Here is a 431-nt window from a genome sequence, read left to right on the forward strand (position 1 = left end):
GGCAGGCAGGACAGGCAATCTCTTATGTTGCAGCGCAGCAAACGTGAAGGCGAAGGCCCATGGCAGCCAAGATCGTACCCGCTCCCGACTATGAGGATCGCGTCAGGACTTCCTTTGCCCGTCAGAAAGCGATGGCCACCATCGGCGCGGAACTGACGCTGGTCACGCCCGGCATTATCGAGATCGAGATGCCTTACGCCGCCGAGCTGACGCAACAGCACGGCTTCCTGCATGCCGGCGTCATCTCGACCGCGCTGGACTCGGCCTGCGGCTATGCCGCGTTCTCGCTGATGCCGCAGAATTCCAGCGTGCTGACCATCGAATTCAAGGTCAACCTCCTGGCGCCGGGCAGGGGCGAGCGCTTCCTGTTCCGCGGTTCGGTGACCAAGCCCGGCCGCACCATCATCGTTGCCGACGGCCAGGCCTACGCC

Annotated in this window: 1 protein-coding gene; it reads left to right on the forward strand. The window is 63.8% G+C overall.

What is annotated here, in order from left to right; all coding sequences use genetic code 11:
• Nucleotides 1–59: 59 nt before the first annotated feature.
• On the forward strand, nucleotides 60–431 hold a 372-nt coding region (locus EOA29_RS40190), incomplete at its 3' end, for a PaaI family thioesterase (RefSeq protein ID WP_145970194.1).

Source organism: Mesorhizobium sp. M1E.F.Ca.ET.063.01.1.1 (assembly GCF_003998155.1).
In the GTDB taxonomy this organism is placed as follows: Bacteria; Pseudomonadota; Alphaproteobacteria; order Rhizobiales; family Rhizobiaceae; genus Mesorhizobium.